We start from the raw sequence: 20357 nt of genomic DNA, 5'->3' as shown, positions 1-20357 counted from the left end.
TATGTCGGTTCTCGCTGCCGTATAGCGGGTAGCTGGTGTAAAAAAGCCACCCTTGGACAAGGGTGGCTTTTGATTGACTACGGGGCTTCGGTGCTTGGATTACGCTGCTAATCGGCTCCGAATCTCGCGCATGGCAGCCGAGATCATGGCGAGGTCGGGTACGGCCACGCGCAATTCCTCGAACATCTTTCTGCAATGCTCAATCGCCATATCTCGGCCAGCGAGCCAGCTCTCTACTTTCTTGGCGGTTGTTTTGCCATCGTGTTGTAACACGCGCTTGGTCAGGTTTGCATGTTCGCGATACAGCTCATCGCGGAACGCCATCCGGGCCAGCGTTTGCCAACGATTGTCACGCGGCAAACCATCAACGACACCACGCAGCCAATCGATCTGAAGAGCGTTCTCCAGGTTAAAGTACACTTGGGCGACGTCTTCCACGCTGGCTTTGGCTTCTCTTGCCAGCCTTGCGATATCGAGCAGTGCCAGGAGGGCATCAAGGTTGACCACGCGGGCAGCCAAATCGGCTTTCACGCCATTGGCTTTCAGGCGATCTTGCTGTGTGACGAAATGCGGTTTTTCCGATAGCCATTTGTCCAGCTTAGGCAGGAGCGCCGGAATTTCATCGGTCAGTTGCTTGATGCGGCTTTCTGCGTCGCTTTCGGTCAGCTGCATATTAAGTACCCAACGCGCGACGCGTTCCAATTGCTTGCGTACTTCCAGCATCAGCGCGTATTGCGTTTGGGTTGGTACCTTGTTGTCGAGTGCTTCGAGTTCGCTCCAGATCTTATCGGCTTGTACCAGGCGCGATGCGAGGCTCCAGGCATGCACGATGGCAGCGGAACTGGCGTTGGTTTCTTCCGCGACACGGAAGACAAAGCTGATGCCCATTCGATTGACGCATTCGTTGGTCAGCACGGTAGCGACGATTTCGCTGCGTAGCGGATGACTTGGCAGCTGCTTCTTGAATTTCTCTACCATCTTGACCGGGAAGTAGCTTTCCAGCAGTGCATTCCATTCGGGCATTGCGGGTAGTGGCGAGGCGATCAGTTGGTCGAACAGGACGAGCTTGGCGTATGCGAGCAGCACAGCCAGCTCAGGGCTGGTCAGGCCTTGGCGGGCGGCTTGGCGATCGGCCAATTGCGCATCGTTGGGTAGATACTCGATACGGCGGCTTAGGCGGCCGGCTTTTTCCAGGCTCTGCATGAAGCGGCTATGCACCGACAGTAGCGACTGGGCTTGCTGCAATTCCAGGCTGATGGCCGCGGTTTGCAGGTAGTTGTCGCGCAGTACCAGCAGGCCGACGTTATCGGTCATCTCTGCCAGGATGGCATTGCGCTGCTTGAGGGTCATGTCGCCACTCTGGACCAGACGGCCAAACAGAATCTTGATATTGACCTCGTGGTCAGAGCAATCAACGCCGGCAGAGTTGTCGATGGCATCGGTACAGATATGCCCACCGCTCTGGGCGTATTCCACCCGGCCCAGCTGGGTGAAGCCCAGATTGCCGCCTTCGCCGACGACGCGTGCGCGGAGTTCGCGGCCATCAATGCGCAAGGCATCGTTGCTGCGGTCGCTGGCTTCGGCATGGCTTTGCGAGCTGGCCTTGAAGTAGGTGCCGATACCGCCGTTGTACAAGAGGTCGACCGGTGCTTTCAAAATGGCACGAATCAGGTCGTTCGGGGCCATGGCTTCTTCGGACACATCCAGCACCTTGCGGATTTCCGGCGAGAGTGGAATCGACTTGGCGCTGCGTAGAAACACGCCACCACCTTTGCTGATGGTCTTGAGGTCGTAGTCTTCCCAGCTGGAACGGGGCAGGGCGAACATGCGCTGACGTTCTTTGAAACTCTTCGCCGTGTCCGGGTTCGGGTCGAGGAAGATATGCAGGTGGTTGAAAGCAGCCACCAGCTTGATCTGCTCGCTCAGGAGCATACCATTGCCAAACACATCGCCCATCAAGTCACCGATACCGGCAACGGTGAAGGGTTGGCGCTGGGTGTCGTGCCCCATTTCACGGAAGTGGCGCTTGACCGATTCCCATGCGCCCTTGGCGGTAATACCCATCTTTTTGTGGTCGTAACCGACCGAGCCGCCGGAGGCGAAGGCATCGTCGAGCCAGAAACCATATTCTTGCGATACACCATTGGCGATATCGGAGAAGGTGGCGGTGCCTTTGTCGGCCGCTACCACCAGATATGGGTCGTCTGCATCCAGGCGTAGTACGGACTTCGGCGGTACGACCTTGCCCTCAACCAGATTGTCGGTGAGGTCGAGCAGGCCGCGGATAAAGGTCTTGTAGCAGGCAATGCCTTCGGCCTGGTAGGCCTCACGGTCGGACATGGCTGGTGCTTGCTTGAGGACAAATCCACCTTTGGAGCCGACCGGTACGATTACCGTGTTCTTGACTTGCTGCGCTTTGACGAGGCCAAGCACTTCGGTACGGAAGTCTTCTTTGCGATCAGACCAGCGCAGGCCGCCACGGGCTACCTTGCCGAAGCGCAGGTGGATGCCTTCCACGCGCGGCGAGTAGACGAAGATTTCATACAGCGGCACCGGCTGCGGCATGTTCGGAATCTGGCTGCTCTCGAACTTGAAACTGATGTAGTCCTTGACCTTTTCATCCGCGCCCGGCTGGAAGTAGTTGGTGCGCAAGGTGGCTGAGATGCAGTAGAAGAAGCCGGACAGAATGCGTTCGTCGTCAATGCTGGGGACGTGGGTCAGCGCTTCCTTGATCTTGGTGTTGAGGGTTTCGACCTGCTTGCGTTGCTTCGACGCCGGGTCGTGTAGTGCCAGGAACAAGGTGACCAGATTGCGGGCAATATCGCGGAAGTGCGCCAGGCGGTCGGCAATATGGTCGAGGCTGTAATTGAGCCCGGTTTGCTTGAGGTACTTGGCGTAGGCACGCAGCAATACAACCTGACGCCATTCCAGGCTGGCCAGCAATATCAGGTTATTGAAGCGATCGTTCTCGGCGCGGCCTTCGAAGATGGCGGCAAAGCCTTGCTGGAAGGCGTCACGGCGTACTTCGTCGTCCAGCAGGCCAGCCTGTTGCAGCTTGATGGCGATGTCCGTCACCCAGGCGCGGCCACCATCGGCAAACTTGAGCGTGTAAGGCTGCTCTTCAATCACCCGTACGCCCATGTTTTCCAGCACCGGCAGACTGTCGCTGAGCGCGATCGGCTCTTCGCGGAAGATCTTGAAGCGATGCTGGGTCGGATCGGCCAGTGTGGCGTCCATCAACTTCATGGTCAGCTGCTTGCTGGCCAGTGCGGCTTCGATCTTGTCGATGTCGCTGACGGCAGTGCGGGCGTCGTAGTCGGCGTAATACGCAGCTGGGAAACTACGGGCATACTTGATGTTCAGCGCCATGCCGCGTTCTTCCCCGGCATGGGTTGTCAGGTTCAATTGCAGATCGTCCGCCCAGCGACGCGTTGTATGGGCAATTTGGTTCTCGATTTCACGCGGGTCGTAGTCAGGCAAGGTGGAACCGGCTGGCGTACGCACCATGAAGTGGATGCGGGCGAGAATCGAGTCGGACAACAGCACATTGAATTCGCTGGACGTGCCGCCAAAAGCCGCTAGCAACAATTGCTGCATCTTGAGCCGAACGTCAGTGGTGTAATTGTCGCGCGGCAGATAGACGAGGGCGGAAACATAGCGGCGATAAAGATCTTCGCGAATAAAGACCCGGACCTGGCTACGCTCTTGCAGATTGGCAATGCCCAGCGCGATTTCCGCCAGGGCAGACACACTGATCTCGATCAACTCATCGCGCGGGTAAGTCTCCAGCACATTGAGCAGGGTCTTGCCCCGATGACTATGCGGCGCAAACCGGTTGGCTGCCATGACGGCATTGATTTTGCGTCGCAACATGGGGATCTGGTGCGGTGGGGTGCTGTATGCCTTGGCGGTGTAGAGTCCGAGAAAGCGGCGCTCACCGATGACATTGCCCTTGGCGTCATAGCGTTTGAGGCCCACGCAGTCCAGATAGGCGCCGCGATGGATAGTAGAGCGAGAATTGGTCTTGGTCAGAAGGAGCGGCGATTTGTCGCGCGCTAGCGCCCGGATCTCGGCGGGGAGTGCTGCAAAGCTGGCGGAATGCGCGCCCTTGGCTTCGCCACGCAGCAGGCCAAGACCTGATTGTTTGACAATGGCCAGTTGCACGCCTTCTTTACTATCTGTCAGGTCGTAGTCGCGATACCCGAGGAAAACGAAATGCCCTTGGGCAAGCCAGTCGAGATAGGCCATGCTTTCGTCCCATTCGGCTTTTTCGACCGTGGGCTTGCGCTTTTTCAATTCGGCTGTGACTTCGGTGAGTTTGGCCGTCATGGCCGGGAAATCCTCGACGCAGTCGTCCAGCTGATTCAATACACGTATCAGTTCGTCCCTGATTTCATCCAGTTTGGCTTTGTCGCTGATACGGTCGATTTCCAGATGCATCCAGGATTCAGCTTCACCTGCCCCGATCTTGCTCAACCGACCTTTCGCATCGCGCGTTGCCCGCAGCACCGGGTGAATGATCAGGTGGATGGCGTACCCCAGACGATTGAGTGCAACACTGACCGAGTCGACCAGGAAGGACTTGTCGTCATTGACCAGTTCGATCACGGTATGACTGGTTTGCCAGCGATGATCGTCGAAACTGGGGTTGTAGACGCGCACAAGCGGTTCACCGCGTTTACGCGTAGCGGCGAGTTTGACGTGGGCGAGGGCGGCGCCATACCAGTCCTGACTGTCGCGGCCGGATAGGTCGTGCGCATCGGTATCGGCGTAATACATTTCGATCAGGGCGGCGAGGTCGACCGGACCGGCCTCGCGAGCATCGGCATGGCGCTGGATGTCGGTTACGAGGCTGGCTTGGAAGCTTTGCATCTTCATTTATCTCCTGGTGGGCAGCAAACGGATACTACTTGGGTTTCCGTTTGTATAGACAGACTTGCGTCTGGAGCCTCTGGCTGCATGCGGGCTCAGGGCGTATTGTAGCTGTTGGAATTCGACTACCAGCTTTAGCGGATGCGACAAATTTTTATAGGCTACGGTCGGCATCATGCGCATTGGTATGGTGGCAGCAAGCTGAGGAAAACCCGAAGGGGCGGTTCGTTAAACTTATTGCAGACTGCTGCGCTGTTTGTAAGAAAATGTCGCATTAAGGGAACCATTTTGCCTACAGATCAGGATTACAATCGGGGCCGGCATTGGCTTGTTGAAAATTACCGTGTATTTGCTTCGTCTTCCCAGATATTTTCAAGCACATCTAATAATTAGGAGTAAGGCAATGAAAAAAACCGCGCTATTCGGTGCAATCGCACTGGCGTTGTCTGTGGCGGCTTCGGCAAAGGAGTGGAAGGAAATCCGTGTTGCGATCGATGCAACCTACAAGCCCTTCACCTACAAGACACCCGAGGGCAAACCGACAGGCTTTGATGTCGATATCGCCTTGGCCTTGTGCGCTGAGCTCAAAGCCAAGTGCGTTTTCGTCGAGCAAGCGTGGGACGGCATGATTCCTGGTCTGAATGCCAAGAAGTACGACGCCATTATTTCGTCAATGTCGATTACTGAAGAGCGTAAGCGCGCCGTGGATTTCACTGGCAAGTACTACAACACGCCGTCGCGTGTCGTGGTGAAGCTCGGTGGTGGCATCAAGAATGTGCCTGCTGATCTGAAGGGCAAGAAAATTGGCGTGTTGAAGGGGTCGACCCAGGAAAAATACGCACGTGGCGAGTTGGAACCCATGGGCGCGGTGATTGTGCCTTATGAAGCCCAGGATCAGGTATATCTGGATATCAAGTCCGGCCGCCTGGAAGGAACCGTGGCGGATACGGTGGAAGTCTACGAAGGTTTTCTGAAGACACCGGACGGTAAGGGCTGGGGATTTGTCGGGCCCATCTTGAACGAGCAGAAATACTTTGGCGAGGGTGTGGGGATTGCCGTCCGCAAGAGTGACCGTGATCTGCGCGATGCGCTGAATAAGGGCATTGGCACGATTCGCGGCAATGGTGTCTGGAAGAAGATTAACGATAAATACTTCAATTTTGAAGCTTGGGGTAAGTAAGCCGGCTACTGATCGCATCACCTGGCTGCGCTTGTCCAGATAAACGGTAAGCCGCGGTGAGGTGGGCAAAAGCCTGATGTTCGAGCGCGGGTGGCGCATCTATTCTTGATTGCGTCGCTTTGCGCGGCTCTCTTTATCAGCCAGGTATGGCGGTAGTTGCCATACGGGCTTTCGCAGTACTTTCGTACGATTCATACTTCATTACTTATTCAGTAAATCGTCAGTTAGTGACGCTGGTTCCCTGGTCGTGCGGGCGAGTCCGATTTTCCCTGACGCGGGGGAAGATTGCTCGGAAGTATGGGTTGCCCAATGCATGTCCACAGTAGCCTGGCATCGCCTAGCCAGGCCGCATTCCCTTTAGGCGGTGTAGAGATCAAAGATGGAAGAGTACTTATTTAATATCCTGAAGGGCTCGGTGCTGACGCTCGAAGTCGCCTTGGGTTCGCTCGCGGTATCGGTTGTGCTGGGCTTGTTGGGCGCAACCGCCAAACTGTCGCCGAGCAAACCGCTGAATTGGCTGGCGGGCATCTACTCCACGGTGATTCGTGGTATTCCCGATCTCGTCTTGATGCTGCTGATTTTCTACGGTGGCCAGATATTCCTGAACAAAGGATTGGAGTCAGTAGGCTATACGGATTACGTCGAGATCAACCCGTTTGTTGCCGGGGTGCTGACCATTGGTTTCATCTATGGCGCTTATATGACCGAAACGTTCCGCGGCGCCATTATGGCGATTCCAAAAGGGCAGATGGAGGCAGGTTCCGCCTTTGGCATGAGCAGTCTGCGCGTGTTTTTCCGAATTACCGTGCCGCAGATGATTCGCCTTGCATTACCCAGCTTCACCAATAACTGGTTGGTCTTGATCAAGGCCACGGCGCTGGTATCTATACTCGGCCTGCCCGACATGACCATGCTCGCCAAGCAGGCAGCCGCTGCGGGCCGTGGTATCACGCCGCTTGCGCCGATGTTGTTCTTCCTCTTCACCGGGGTAATCTACCTGGCCATCACCACGGTATCCCTCGTGGTGCTCAAGCAGCTCGACAAGAAATACTCAATGGGCGTGCGCCGGGGGGAATTCTGATCATGCAATTTGATGTCATTTTCGAACCCGCCATTCTCAAGCTGTTCTGGCAGGGTATTCTGGTCAGCCTGCAGTTGCTGTGTATCTCGGTCAGTATCGGCGGCCTGATATCCATTCCCATGGCGATCATGCGCGTGTCGAGCAACCGCTGGATTTCAACCCCCGTGTGGCTGTACACCTACGTGATGCGCGGCACGCCGATGCTTATCCAGGTTTATCTGATCTACTACGGCGTGGCGCAACTCGATATCGTGCAGAACAACTGGGATACCGTCGCCCTGTTCAAACCTTTCAAAGATGCGCTGTTCTGCTGTGTGCTGGCGTTTACGTTGAACACCTGTGCTTACACAACCGAGATGCTGGCTGGTGCTATCCGCGATACCAATCATGGCGAGCTGGAAGCCGCCAAAGCTATGGGGATGACGCCCTGGCAGGCCATGCGCCGCATTATTCTGCCTTCAGCCTTGCGCCGTACACTGCCTGCCTATTCCAATGAAGTCATCATGATGCTGCATGGCACATCGCTGGCCAGTACGGTGCCGGCCTTGATGGACATCACGAATGCGGCGCGCAGCGTCTACTCTGATTACTACCTGCCTTTTGAGGCGTTTATTACGGCGGGTGTCATCTACCTGACCCTGACTTTCACCCTGGTGGGACTGTTCAAGCTGGCCGAGCACCGATGGCTGGCCTATCTGCAACCACGTAAGGCCTGATAAAACCATGCAAGTGAAACGCCACGCCTTGCTGAGCCCCAGCGTGGGGACTCAACGCGAATTGCTCAGCTTTCATTACGGCCAGCCGGGCCGAGGGCAGAAAGTCTATATGCAGGCCAGCCTGCATGCTGACGAATTGCCTGGCATGTTGGTGCTGTATCACCTCAAACAGAAGCTGGCGGCGTTGGAAGCCAGCGGCGCATTGTTGGGGGAGGTGGTGGTCGTGCCGGTAGCCAATCCGATCGGACTCAGCCAGACCCTCATGCATGGCCAGCTGGGGCGTTTCGACTTTGCCGGTGGCGAGAACTTCAACCGGCAATACCCCGACTTTCTGGCGTTACTGGGGGATCAAATCGAAAGCCGCCTCGGGAACGATGCTGAGGCGAACAAGCGCGCTATCCGTACAGCCATGGCAGAGGCCCTGCGCGCTATCCAGCCTGCCACTGAGTTGGCGTCCTTGCGCCATACGCTGGTGACCATGGCTTGCGATGCCGATGTGGTGCTGGACCTGCACTGCGATTTTGAAGCGGTGATGCATCTCTATACCGAAACCCCATATCTACCACAGGCCGAACCCTTGAATCGCTTTCTGGGCGCGCGGGCTGTGTTGTTAGCCAAGGGCTCAGGCGGGGCGTCGTTCGACGAAGCATTGAGTGGACATTGGTGGCAATTGGCCGAGCGTTTTGCCGGCCGTTTTCCGATTCCGTTGGCGTGCTTTTCCGCCACGGTTGAATTACGCGGTGAAACCGAGGTGTATCACCCCGTGGCCGAGCAGGATGCGATGAATCTGATTACCTTCCTGCAGCATCGCGGTGTTGTTGCCGGCCCCGCGCCGGCGTTGCCTGCTGCGTTGTGCGAGCCCACGCCGCTGGCTGGCTCGGAAACGCTGTCTGCTCCCCATGCAGGTGTGTTGGTGTTCCTCAAGCAGCCGGGCGATTACATCAATGTCGGCGAGGCGGTGGCTGAGGTGATCGACCCGTTATCCGACGTCATCAGCACCGTGTGTGCGACGGTCAGTGGCGTGTTGTATGCGCGCAGTATCGTCCGCTATGCCACCGCCGGCATGGACCTGTGCAAAGTCGCAGGCAAGGTGGCTTTCCGAAGCGGCCCGCTGTTGGGCGCTTGATCAGCGGCAGACATTAGGCCGGGCCGGTATTTTAAATTGGCCGGGCCGGGTATGAATAAATATTGGAGAGAACGTGAGCATCAAGCTATCTGTCGAAAACCTGCATAAGAGCTATGGCACCCATGAGGTGTTGAAGGGGGTGTCGCTCACTGCCAATGCAGGCGACGTCATCAGCATCATCGGCTCTTCGGGTTCGGGCAAGAGCACTTTCCTGCGTTGCATCAATATGCTGGAGCGCCCGCATGCAGGCCGCATCACCGTGGCGGGCGAGGAGATGAAACTGGTTACCGCCCGGGACGGCATGTTCAAGGCAGCCGACGAGCGCCAATTGCAGATGATGCGCGCCAAGCTTGCCATGGTGTTCCAGCACTTCAACCTTTGGGCGCATATGACGGTGCTCGAAAACATCATTGAAGCGCCGGTGAATGTCCTGAAGCTGCCCAAGGATGAGGCGATTGCGCGGGCGCGCAAATACCTCGACAAGGTGGGCCTGAAGGAGGTGGAAGACAAATACCCGGCGCATATGTCGGGTGGGCAGCAGCAACGGGTGGCGATTGCGCGGGCGCTGGCGGTGGAGCCGGAAGTGATGTTGTTCGATGAGCCAACATCGGCACTAGACCCTGAGCTGGTCGGCGAGGTGCTGCGCGTGATGAGGGCGCTGGCTGAGGAAGGCCGCACCATGGTGGTTGTGACCCATGAAATGGCCTTTGCGCGCGAGGTGTCCAACCACGTCATCTTTTTACACAAGGGGGTGATCGAGGAACAGGGAGACCCGAAAGAAGTGCTGGTAAACCCGCAAAGCGAGCGCCTGCAACAATTTCTTAAGGGAAGCCTGAAGTAGCCATGTTTGATTACGCCGACAAGCCCCTTACCCAGCGCTTGGGCGTGTTGTTGTTGCCGGGGTTCCTGGCGGGTGAATTGGGTTTGCTGCAAGACTGCGTGGGCGAAGCGAATCGCTTGGCAGAAGCCACGCTCTACCAACTGGTCTTGCTGTCTATGGAGGGCGAGCCGGTGTTGTCCAGACAGGGCAGGGCACAAGTGGTGGATGAGGCGCTGCGGGCGGATGCCAACTATCCCTTGTTGTTCGTGGCTGCCTCCGAACACCCCAAGTCATTATCGGTTCATGATCCTGTGGTGGCAGCGCTGGTGATGCTGGGCCGCCAGCAAGGGGTGATCGGCGCTTGGCATGCTGGCGCGTTCTGGTTGGCGGCAGCAGGCTTGTTGAACCAATGCCGGGCCACGGTGCATTGGTCTTTGTTGGAATCCTTTTCCAACCGGCATGGCAATGTGATTGCCTCGTCGGCGCTGTTCGAGGTCGATAAGGACCGCGCAACCTGTGGCGGCGGCATGGCGATTGCCGACATGTTCCTGCATCTGCTGGCGCGCCACCACACCACTGAACTGGCTGCCAGCGTGGCAGAACACCTGTTGCTGGAGCGTATTCGGGGCCGCGATGACCGCCAGCGAATTCCGTTGTCCAACCGCGTAGGTAGCAACCAGCCCCGGCTAGTACAGGCGGTGATGTTGATGGAAGCCAATTTGGAAGAACCGCTGACCACGGACGAAATTGCCCAGCATGTATGTGTTTCGCGCCGCCAGCTGGAGCGACTGTTCAAGCAACACCTCGACCGGGTGCCCTCGCAGTACTACCTTGAGCTACGTCTGAATCGTGCGCGACAGATGTTGCGGCAGACATCCGGTTCCATCATCCAGATAGGGTTGTCCTGTGGTTTTTCCAGCGGCCCGCATTTTTCCAGCGCCTATCGCAACCATTTTGCCGTTACCCCACGTGAAGACCGCCAGCGTGGATCGGTGCGAAGTGACGCGGCTTGAAAAATAACTGAGGCATCGCCTGATAATTTTGGGCGGTGAATGTCAATAGAAGCGTGTTAGATGTCGCAATCCGGTAATCAATTGCGTGGCGACCTCCTTAGAATAAGCAGCAATCATTGATTGAAAGGACGTTCAACATGAGCCAAACCGTTACCCGCGCCGACTTTGACCAAGTCATGGTGCCCAATTACGCCCCGGCCGATTACATTCCGGTACGCGGCGAGGGTTCTCGCGTGTGGGACCAGACCGGCCGCGAATACATTGACCTTGCCGGTGGCATTGCTGTGAATGCGTTGGGCCACGCCCACCCTGCATTGGTGAAGGCGCTAACCGAGCAGGCAAACAAGGTTTGGCATGTCTCGAACGGGCTGACCAACGAGCCGGCATTGCGTCTGGCCAAGAAGCTGGTGGCGGCGACGTTTGCCGACCGCGTGTTTTTCTGCAACTCGGGGGCCGAGGCCAACGAAGCCGCCTTCAAGCTGGCGCGCAAATATGCGATCGACGTGGGTGGTGCCGAGAAGTACGACATCATCTCGACGACCAACTCCTTCCATGGTCGTACCTTCTTTACCGTCACCGTGGGTGGTCAGCCCAAGTATTCCGATGGCTTTGGTCCACGCCCGCAGGGTGTAAAGCATATCGCCTACAACGATATCGATGCCTTGAAGGCAGCCATCTCGGACAAGACCGCGGCCTTGGTCATTGAGCCAGTGCAGGGCGAAGGTGGCGTGCTGCCAGCCACCAAGGCATATCTGCAAGCCGCGCGTAAGCTCTGTACTCAGCATGGCGCTTTGCTGGTATTCGATGAAGTGCAGACGGGGGTCGGCCGTAGCGGTGCACTGTATGCCTACATGGAATACGGCGTGACGCCGGATATCCTGACCTCGGCCAAGTCTTTGGGTGGTGGCTTCCCCATCGGTGCGATGCTGACTACCGAGACGATCGCCAAGCATTTTGGCGTGGGTACGCATGGTTCCACCTATGGCGGTAATCCGCTGGCGTGCGCGGTGGCTGAAGCGGTGCTTGATGTGGTCAACACCCCGGCAGTATTGGCGGGCATCCGCAGCAAGCACGAACGCCTTGTGGCCCGTTTGAATGCGATTGCCGCCAAGACGGGCGTGTTTTCGCAAGTGCGAGGCATGGGCCTATTGGTGGGGGCAGTGTTGAGCGACGCTTACAAAGGTCGCGCCAAAGACTTTGTCGTCGCATCGGCCAAGGCCGGTGTGATTGTGTTGCAGGCGGGCCCGGAAGTCGTGCGCTTTGCCCCCAGTCTGGTGATACCAGATGCCGATATAGATGCGGGCCTGGACCGCTTCGAGCAAGCCATCGGTACGCTGATTGGCCAATAACCTCAACCCATCCAGTGGAGCCGAACGCGTGCTTGTATTGCGTCCCAGCCGCCTGTCAGACCTACCCGGGGTGGAAGTGCTTGCCACACAGAGCCCTGCCGGGGTGACGTCGCTGCCCGATAACCGGGAGGCGCTGTACAAACGCATCCAAGCCTCGCTCGATTCCTTTGCGGCTGATGTGTCCTTCCACGGTGAAGAGCGTTATTTCTTTGTTTTGGAAGATACCGCGACCGGTGAGGTGGCCGGTGTGTCCGGCATTGTTGCGTCGGCCGGTTTCAACGAGCCTTTTTACAGTTATCGCAATGAAACCCTGATTCATGCGTCGCCGGGCCTGGGCATCCACAACAAGGTGCATGCGTTGTCGCTGTGTCACGACCTGACCGGCAATACGTTGTTGAATGGCTTCTATTGCCGTGATGCGCTCGATTTCACACCGTGGAGCGACCTGCTTTCGCGTGCCCGCCTGCTGTTTATTGCCCAATGGCCTGAACGCTTCGCCCAAGGGGTGGTATCTGAGATGCTGGGGGTGAATCGTGCCGATGGTTCCAGCCCGTTCTGGGATGCGGTCGGGCGGAATTTCTTTGGTATCGACTACCAGCAGGCCGAGTTCTACTGTGGCGTCAAAGGACGTAAGTTCATTTCGGAATTGATGCCGCAGCATCCTATCTATGTGCCGTTGCTGGGTGACGAGGCCCAGGAAGTGATGGGGCAGATCAACCCGGCCTCGGCGGTCCCATTTGATGTATTGACGCGTGAAGGTTTCGAGACCGAGAACTACGTTGATATCTTCGATGGCGGCCCTACCCTATACGCGCGTACAGCGGCGATTCGTACGATTGCCCAAAGCCGTCTCATCCAGCTTGTGGCTGGCGACGGGGGCAAGACGCCCTATTTGCTTGCCACCACGTCCCTGGCTGATTACCGCTGTACGGTTGCCGATGCACAGTTGGTTAATGACAGTCTGGTTGTGTCGCAGACCGTGTTGACCGCACTGGGATTGAAAACCGGCGATACGGTGCGCATTGCACCGCTATAGGCCACAAGGAAAATCATATGCGGGTACGTTCCATCCGCCGCGACGACTTGGCGGCACTGATTCAATTGGCACGCAGTACCGGTGTGGGCGTCACCACGCTGCCGGTCAACGAAGAGCGCCTAAGCCGCCGCATTGAGGGCTCCTTGGCGGCAGCTGCCGGTCCGGTGAATCCGGCGGATTCCAGTTTTGTCTTTGTCCTCGAGGACGACGAGCAGGCGGGCCATGTGGCCGGGATTTGCGGTATTGAAGGTGCGGTGGGGGCAACCGAGCCCTGGTACAACTATCGGGTTGGCCTCTCGGTGCATAGCTCGCGCGAGATCGGCGTCTACCGCAAGCTCGACACCTTGTTTTTGACCAACGACCTGACCGGTAGGGCCGAGCTTTGTTCGCTCTTTCTACAGCCGGAATACCGCCGTGACAGCAACGGTAGTCTGCTTTCAAAAAGCCGTTTTCTGTTTATGGCGGAATTTCCTGAGCGCTTTGATAGCCAGGTGATCGCCGAGATGCGTGGCGTGTCGGACGACGCAGGTTATTCGCCCTTTTGGGAAAGCCTGGGGCGGCATTTCTTCAAGATGGAATTTTCAGAAGCGGACTACCTCACCGGCATAGGCCAGAAAGCCTTTATCGCCGAGCTGATGCCGCAGCATCCGGTCTATGCCGCCTTCCTGAGCGAAGCGGCACGCGCGGTCATCGGCCAGGTGCACGACAACACCAAGCCGGCGCTGGCAATGCTGGAAAGCGAAGGCTTTCGCTACAACCATTATGTGGACATCTTCGACGCGGGGCCGACCATCGAGTGTACGTTGAGTGATATCCGCGCTGTGCGCGAAAGTAAGACCTATACCGCCAAGCCGGAAGACACGACCGCGGGACGCAGCTGGCTGGTTGCCAATCGCCAGTTGGAGGACTTCCGTGTGTGTTTGGCGCAGACCGAGCCGACGCCGGCCGGCTTGCCCCTGGCCAGAGACATCATTGAACGCTTGGGGATCGAGCCGGGTGCCAGTGTACGCGCTGTGTTGTTGTCGACACGAGGCTGAAGCCACTATATCCATTGCCGATGGCTGTGTTGGCAGCACAAGCCTGCGGTAGACGCCGTGAATAGGGAATAGGAAACCACCATGACGCAGCTATCCATCAACGGCCGCTCCTACATCAACAGTGAGTGGCAAGCCGGCCTTGGCCAGCCTTTTGATTCCAGGAATCCGGTTACCCAGCAAATCGTCTGGCAGGGGCAGGCTGCCACGGTAGAGCAGGTCGATACCGCGGTCAAAGCCGCGCGCGCTGCCTTCAAGGCATGGCGTGATCTGGGCTTTGCCCGGCGCGAAGCCATTGTACGCCGCTTTGCCGAACTGTTGAACGAGCATAAGGCGGCGCTGGCTGACGCAATCGGTGTCGAAACTGGCAAGCCCCGTTGGGAGGCATTGACGGAAGTCACCACCATGGTGGGCAAGGTCGATATCTCGGTGAAGAGCTATCACGAACGTACAGGTGAAAAGGAAAGCACGATGGGTGACGCCCAGGCTGTGCTGCGCCATCGCCCGCATGGTGTGGTGGCGGTGTTCGGTCCGTACAACTTCCCGGGCCATTTACCTAACGGCCATATCGTGCCGGCCTTGCTGGCGGGCAACTGCGTTATTTTAAAGCCGTCCGAACTTACGCCGGGCGTGGCGCACAAAATGGTTGAGCTATGGGAAAAAGCCGGCTTGCCAGCGGGTGTGCTGCAAATGGTGCAGGGTGCAAAAGATACGGGCGTGGCATTGGCCGGGCATATCGGTATCGATGGTCTTTTCTTCACCGGGTCGAGCAACACAGGCCATTACCTGCACAAGCAGTTTGCAGGTAACCCAGACAAGATTCTGGCGCTGGAAATGGGGGGCAATAACCCCTTAATCGTGCAAGACGTAGCCGACATCAACGCAGCGGTGTTCCAGACGATTCAATCGGCCTTTATCTCAGCCGGCCAGCGCTGCACCTGTGCACGCCGCTTGATTGTGCCAACAGGTGCTGCTGGCGATGCCTTTCTTGCGCGCTTGGTTGAAGTAAGCCGTGGATTGAAAGTGGGCCGGTGGGATGATGTGGAACAGCCCTTCATGGGCGCGGTGATATCGATTGCCGCCGCAGACCATTTGCTGGCTGCGCAAGCCGATCTGATTCAACGTGGCGCCAAGCTGATGCTGGCGATGCGGTGCCTGGAAGCCGGTACGGCCTTGCTTTCGCCCGGTATTCTCGATGTAACGGCGGTGAGAGACTTGGTTGATGAGGAACACTTCGGGCCAATGCTGAAGGTGCAGCGCTACGCCGATTTTGATGACGCAATTGAGTTGGCCAATGCGACCCGTTTTGGCCTTGCTGCGGGCTTGTTGTCGGATAGCAAAGCGCTGTATACGCAGTTCTGGCAGGAAAGTCGCGCCGGCATCGTCAACTGGAACAAGCAGTTGACCGGGGCATCCAGCGCAGCGCCATTCGGGGGGGTAGGGGCCAGTGGTAATCACCGCGCCAGCGCCTATTACGCGGCGGACTATTGCAGTTATCCGGTGGCAGGGCTGGAAACGCCCAATCTGGTCGTGCCCGCCACGCTGCCAGTCGGCATGACCCTGTGACTTAGAACCTTTCTAAAGTTTCGCGAGCTAAGGCAAGATAAGGCGAAAACAGCCGAGGAAGCGGAGTTTACACAGAGTAAATGAGCATTCCGAGGACGTTTTCAACGCCAGATTGCCGACGGGCAGCAGACTTTAGACAGGTTCTTAGATGGCTTGAGGCTTGTGGTAAGGCAGGGTAGGCCGCTTTGCGGCCGTAATGCCTCGCTTTCAACGGAGTGAAGACATGAGTGCATTTGAAGCAAATTTTGATGGTCTGGTTGGTCCAACCCATAACTATGCCGGTCTGAGTTTCGGCAATGTCGCCTCCACCGGTAATCAAAACGCAGTCGCCAGCCCCAAGCAGGCGGCTTTGCAAGGCCTTGCTAAAATGAAAGCCCTGCATGATGCAGGTTTCAAGCAAGGTGTGCTGGCCCCGCACGAGCGGCCGAATCTGCCGGCATTACGGCAATTGGGCTTTGCGGGCAGCGATGCGGAAGTGATCGCCAAGGTCGCCAAGGAAGCGCCGGCGATTCTGGCGGCTTGCTCGTCAGCTTCGACCATGTGGACCGCCAATGCGGCCACGGTCTCGCCCAGCGCCGATACCGTTGACGGCCGCATCCATTTCACCCCGGCCAATCTGAACAACAAGTTTCACCGCAGCATCGAGCACCCCACGACGGGGCGTATTCTGCAAGCGATGTTCCGCGATGAGCGCCATTTCGCGCATCATCCAGCCTTGCCTGCCCAGATGCACTTTGGTGATGAAGGCGCGGCCAACCATACCCGTTTCTGCGCTGAATACGACAAGCCCGGTGTGGAGTTCTTTGTGTTTGGACAGGCGGCGTTTGATGGACGCTATCCCAAGCCACAGAAATTCCCTGCCCGCCAAACGCTGGAAGCCAGCCAGGCCATCGCCCGACTGCATGGCTTGAAGGATGAGTTGGTGGTCTACGCCCAACAAGACCCAGACACAATCGACAAGGGCGTGTTTCATAACGACGTGATTTCGGTGGGCAATGGCAATGTGCTGTTTCACCACGAAAAGTCGTTTTTGAATCAAGCCGAGGTGTTGGCCGAGCTGGACCGCAAGCTGGCATCGGTTGGCGGGAAGTTTGCCGCCATTGAAGTGCCGGCAGCCGAGGTTAGCGTGGAAGAAGCGGTAAAGTCCTACCTGTTCAACAGCCAGCTATTGAGCCGTGCGGATGGCAAGCTGACCATTGTGGTGCCGGAAGAGTCGCGCAATATCGAGCGGGTATGGGCCTACCTGAACAAGCTGACCACCAGCGGGGGGCCGATTGATCAGATCAAGGTGTTCGACCTCAAGCAGTCGATGCAGAACGGTGGCGGCCCGGCTTGCCTGCGCTTGCGCGTGGCGATGAGCGAGAAAGAGTTGGCAGCGGTCAACCCTGCCGTATTGATGAATGAATCCTTGTTTGCCACCCTCAACACCTGGGTGAACAAACACTATCGGGATCGCTTGAGTGCGACGGACTTGGCCGACCCGCAATTGCTGGTGGAATGCCGTTCAGCGTTGGATGAGTTGACCCAGATCCTCAAATTGGGGTCGGTTTATCCCTTCCAGTGGTCTTGAGCCTATGAACTACCTCGCCCAATTGCTTGCTGGCAACGCTGACCAGCATTGGCCTGCCACCGTGCCGGGTGGTACGCGCGTAACCATGCTGGGTGAAGGTTTGATCGCGATCGAACCACTCACTCCGGTGTTTGACCTGTTTATCTCCAGCGGTATTCACGGCAATGAAACCGCGCCGATTGAACTGGCAGCCAAGTTGTTGCAGGCAATTTTGGATGGGGCGCTGATACCCAGGGCCCGCGTGCTGTTTGCGTTCGGCAACCCGGAGGCGATTCGCCGTAATGAGCGCTATCTTGATGACGATCTGAATCGCCTCTTCGGAAAGCCAGCCGCGCAAACGGGAGAGGGCCCCGCAGCCTGCCGAGCGCGTGAACTGGAAGCCGTCGCCAAAGCCTTTTTCGCCCAGTCGGGCACGCGTTGGAAGTTGCATTACGACCTGCACACCGCAATTCGTGGTTCCAAGATCGAGAAATTCGCGATCTATCCTTTCCCGCACGAGCAAGCCTTCGATACGGACGAGATTGCTCGTCTTGCGGCTTGTGGTATTGAGGCGGTGCTGTTGCAGCCCAAGCCATCGCCGACGTTCTCGTATTTCACCCGTCAGTATTGTGGTGCACAGGGTTTTACCCTGGAGTTGGGCAAAGCCCAGCCTTTTGGGCAGAACGAAGGTGTGAACCTGGATTTGCTTGAAGCCGAGTTGCGACGATTGCTGAGCGGCGAGCGGCTAGACTATTCGTCTCAAGCCCAGCCCGCTCTCTACCAGGTGGCGCGTGAAGTCATCAAGCAGACCGATGCATTTGTGCTGAACCTGGATGATGCGGTGGAAAATTTCACCGAGTTGGCCGAAGGGTATGTATTGGCCGAGGATGGGGACAATCGTTTCATCGTAGAAGAACCCGGCGCACGCATTGTCTTCCCGAATCGTAAGGTCAAGAATGGCTTGCGTGCGGGCTTGCTGGTGGTGCCGACAGCGTTGTAGCGGCGGTTCGCAGCGTCGCGTCAATAGGCCGCCATGGCATCAATGGTGGTCTATTTACATTTATTTGGCCACGGCCCCAGGCTTTGAAGCATTGGGCTTCTGGTGAGGGCCTTCCTGCACCGCACGCAAAATACCACGCCAGATATCCACCTCCAGTTTTTCCAGTTGAATACGGCCAAACATACGCCGTAGCCGCGGCATAAGCCGCTTGGGATTGTCCGGGTTTAAAAATTCCAGCTGCACCAGTGTCTGTTCAAGGTGGGTGTAGAAGCGTTCGATATCATCGTGCGCCGCCAGTTGGGGTTTTTCTTCCAGATGGCTGATGTCATCGTCCACTGCACAACGCAGTTCGTACGCCAGGATTTGTACAGCCTGCGCCAGATTCAGCGAAGAAAAGTCGGGATTGGTCGGAATGGTGACCAAGCGGTTGCAACTGCGCACTTCCTCGTTGGTCATCCCGGACATCTCTGTGCCGAAGACAATCGCGACTTCTTCGCCGAGGTGGGCGTGTTCGATCAGGATGGGGGCGATTTGGCGTGGGTTGTGGCGCGGCACGCTGAGCTCATGCACGCGCGGGCAGGTGGCCACGGTTTGCGTGCAGCCGGCAAGGGCTTCTTCAAGGGTGCTGACGACAATGGCGCGATCAAGCACGTCCGCTGCACCTGAAGCGAGCGTAACCGCCTCGTCGTCGGGGAAATGCTTTGGATTGACCAGATATAGCCGGGTCAACCCCATGGTTTTCATGGCGCGCGCCACGCTGCCGATATTGCGTGCAAGGCTGGTGTGCGAAAGCACGATGCGGACTTTGTCCAAACTTTGGATTGCGGGTTTATTCATTCGCTGACTTCGCGTAAAATTGCCAGAAATCAACGGCGTCGGTTCGGACCGACGCCGTTTCTATTGTTCTTTGCTTCCTGCCGCATCGCATGCCCTGCCAACGTCCGTTGGCTGGCTCGTCTATCCTTCCCCGGCAGGGAGCTCACTTCTTTGCTTCAAGGACTCAGCCATGCATCCGATGCTTAATACGGCCATTAAAGCCGCCCGCCGCGCAGCCTCCGTTATTCAACGGGCGTCCAACAACGTCGACCACCTGCGTATCGAAAGCAAGGATCACAACAGCTTTGTTACCGAAGTCGATCGCGCTTCTGAAAAAGCCATTGTCGACACACTGCTGGAAGCCTACCCCAAGCACGCGATTCTAGCTGAAGAGGGCGGTTCCCGCGGAGATAGCGACGATGTCTGGATTATCGACCCACTCGATGGCACCACCAATTTCCTGCATGGCGTACCGCAATACTGTATTTCGATTGCCTTGGCGCACAAAGGTCAAGTCACGCAGGCTGTGATTTACGACCCGAACCGTAACGACCTGTTTACCGCTACCCGTGGCTCGGGGGCTTTCCTGAATGATCGCCGTATCCGTGTTTCCAAGACCAAGGAATTGGCGGATTCATTGGTTTGCACCGGTTTTCCGTATTCCAAATTTGGCAAACTGGACCTTTACTTAAAGCAGCTGGGTGAGGTGATTCAGAAGTCGGCTGGCGTGCGCCGCCCGGGTTCTGCCGCGCTAGACTTGGCGTATATTGCCTGCGGCCGTTACGACGCATTTTGGGAAATGGGCCTGCAACCGTGGGATATCGCGGCCGGTAGCCTGCTGGTATTGGAGGCCGGGGGGTTGATTACCGATTTGAACGGTGAGGGCAACTTTATGGAAAGCGGTGATGTGGTGTCCGGCACGCCTCGCGCATTTGCTCAACTGCTGCAAACACTGCAGGCACCCGGCAAGTAAATAGCGGACAGGTACTAACACAAAAAGCCCGCACGGTGGTTAGCCGTGCGGGCTTTTGCGTATGTGCGCCCAGCATGGGCGCACTCCTGCGGGTGGAATTCCCGCCGTAAGTTGATCACAGCGAACGAAGTGAAGCGCAACTGCGTGAGGGCGACCGAGCGTGGGAAGGAAGCGTGGATCGTAAACCGCGAGCCGATGGACAAGAACCGGATAGAAGGCGCTGCCG

The 20357-nt window shown here is 57.3% G+C and carries 15 protein-coding genes; 13 read left to right on the top strand and 2 right to left on the bottom strand.

Going from position 1 to position 20357, the window contains the following annotated elements:
* Positions 1-99 precede the first annotated feature (99 nt).
* Entirely contained in the window at positions 100-4878 is a 4779-nt protein-coding gene (locus CSQ89_RS09290) for an NAD-glutamate dehydrogenase (RefSeq protein ID WP_099405885.1), read from the bottom strand.
* Between the two features lie 397 nt (positions 4879-5275).
* On the opposite strand from CSQ89_RS09290, the gene CSQ89_RS09285 reads away from it, so the two are divergent.
* From CSQ89_RS09285 to astE, 12 genes are all read left to right on the top strand, one after another.
* Positions 5276-6052 carry an ABC transporter substrate-binding protein gene (locus CSQ89_RS09285; RefSeq protein WP_099405884.1) on the top strand — a complete coding sequence of 259 codons (777 nt, stop codon included), beginning with the start codon at positions 5276-5278 and terminating at the stop codon, positions 6050-6052.
* A 379-nt stretch (positions 6053-6431) separates the two neighbouring features.
* The gene (locus CSQ89_RS09280) at positions 6432-7133 is read left to right on the top strand and encodes an ABC transporter permease (protein ID WP_099405883.1); all 702 of its coding nucleotides are present in this window, start codon (positions 6432-6434) and stop codon (positions 7131-7133) included.
* A gap of 2 nt (positions 7134-7135) precedes the next feature.
* Positions 7136-7849 (top strand): ABC transporter permease, encoded by a 714-nt coding sequence (locus tag CSQ89_RS09275; protein ID WP_199065366.1) that lies wholly within the window; start codon positions 7136-7138, stop codon positions 7847-7849.
* Between the two features lie 7 nt (positions 7850-7856).
* Positions 7857-8975 carry a succinylglutamate desuccinylase/aspartoacylase family protein gene (locus CSQ89_RS09270; RefSeq protein WP_099405881.1) on the top strand — a complete coding sequence of 373 codons (1119 nt, stop codon included), beginning with the start codon at positions 7857-7859 and terminating at the stop codon, positions 8973-8975.
* A gap of 73 nt (positions 8976-9048) precedes the next feature.
* Positions 9049-9816, top strand: a complete 768-nt coding sequence (locus tag CSQ89_RS09265) for an ATP-binding cassette domain-containing protein (RefSeq protein ID WP_308418135.1) — start codon at positions 9049-9051, stop codon at positions 9814-9816.
* A gap of 2 nt (positions 9817-9818) precedes the next feature.
* Positions 9819-10808 carry a GlxA family transcriptional regulator gene (locus CSQ89_RS09260; RefSeq protein WP_099405880.1) on the top strand — a complete coding sequence of 330 codons (990 nt, stop codon included), beginning with the start codon at positions 9819-9821 and terminating at the stop codon, positions 10806-10808.
* Between the two features lie 137 nt (positions 10809-10945).
* Positions 10946-12157 carry an aspartate aminotransferase family protein gene (locus tag CSQ89_RS09255; RefSeq protein WP_099405879.1) on the top strand — a complete coding sequence of 404 codons (1212 nt, stop codon included), beginning with the start codon at positions 10946-10948 and terminating at the stop codon, positions 12155-12157.
* Between the two features lie 28 nt (positions 12158-12185).
* On the top strand, positions 12186-13193 hold the full coding sequence (locus CSQ89_RS09250) for an arginine N-succinyltransferase (protein WP_099405892.1): 1008 nt from the start codon (positions 12186-12188) through the stop codon (positions 13191-13193).
* 17 nt (positions 13194-13210) lie between these two features.
* Positions 13211-14230, top strand: coding sequence for an arginine N-succinyltransferase (gene astA / locus CSQ89_RS09245; protein ID WP_099405878.1), 1020 nt, complete (start codon positions 13211-13213; stop codon positions 14228-14230).
* An 81-nt stretch (positions 14231-14311) separates the two neighbouring features.
* Positions 14312-15793, top strand: a complete 1482-nt coding sequence (gene astD / locus CSQ89_RS09240) for a succinylglutamate-semialdehyde dehydrogenase (RefSeq protein ID WP_099405877.1) — start codon at positions 14312-14314, stop codon at positions 15791-15793.
* Between the two features lie 223 nt (positions 15794-16016).
* On the top strand, positions 16017-17363 hold the full coding sequence (gene astB, locus CSQ89_RS09235) for an N-succinylarginine dihydrolase (protein WP_099405876.1): 1347 nt from the start codon (positions 16017-16019) through the stop codon (positions 17361-17363).
* Positions 17364-17367: 4 nt separating this feature from the next.
* A complete protein-coding gene (gene astE, locus CSQ89_RS09230; protein ID WP_099405875.1) occupies positions 17368-18342 on the top strand; it encodes a succinylglutamate desuccinylase in 975 nt (324 codons plus the stop codon).
* Between the two features lie 60 nt (positions 18343-18402).
* Here astE and CSQ89_RS09225 read toward each other — a convergent pair whose 3' ends face one another.
* A complete protein-coding gene (locus tag CSQ89_RS09225) occupies positions 18403-19179 on the bottom strand; it encodes an RNA methyltransferase (RefSeq protein WP_099405874.1) in 777 nt (258 codons plus the stop codon).
* A gap of 169 nt (positions 19180-19348) precedes the next feature.
* Between CSQ89_RS09225 and CSQ89_RS09220 the strand changes: the two genes are divergently transcribed.
* Entirely contained in the window at positions 19349-20131 is a 783-nt protein-coding gene (locus CSQ89_RS09220; protein ID WP_099405873.1) for an inositol monophosphatase family protein, read from the top strand.
* The last annotated feature ends 226 nt before the right edge of the window (positions 20132-20357 follow it).

The organism is Chitinimonas sp. BJB300, from assembly GCF_002735695.1.
GTDB lineage: Bacteria > Pseudomonadota > Gammaproteobacteria > Burkholderiales > Chitinimonadaceae > Chitinimonas.
Note: the sequence above shows the minus strand (reverse complement) of the source record. Positions and strands in the feature narration are given on the sequence as shown.